At 54.8% G+C, this 208-nt stretch carries 2 tRNA genes; both read right to left on the bottom strand.

From position 1 onward, the window contains the following. A tRNA-Lys gene (locus FC18_RS06435) sits at positions 1 to 73 on the bottom strand. Between the two features lie 2 nt (positions 74 to 75). Further along, positions 76 to 148: transfer RNA gene (locus FC18_RS06430), tRNA-Val, on the bottom strand. Positions 149 to 208: the final 60 nt, after the last annotated feature.

Below are 208 nucleotides of genomic sequence, written 5' to 3'. Positions count from 1 at the left end.
TGAGCCGTGACAGGCTCGAACTGTCGACCCACGGATTAAAAGTCCGTTGCTCTACCAACTGAGCTAACGGCTCAATGGAGGATACAGGGCTCGAACCTGTGACCCTCTGCTTGTAAGGCAGACGCTCTCCCAACTGAGCTAATCCTCCATTTTGAGCGTGGCAGCTTCCTACCCTCGCAGGCAGTTTCCCACCAACTACTATCGGCGT

This window comes from Lacticaseibacillus sharpeae JCM 1186 = DSM 20505 (assembly GCF_001436225.1).
Classification (GTDB): Bacteria; Bacillota; Bacilli; order Lactobacillales; family Lactobacillaceae; genus Lacticaseibacillus; species Lacticaseibacillus sharpeae.
Note: the sequence above shows the minus strand (reverse complement) of the source record. Positions and strands in the feature narration are given on the sequence as shown.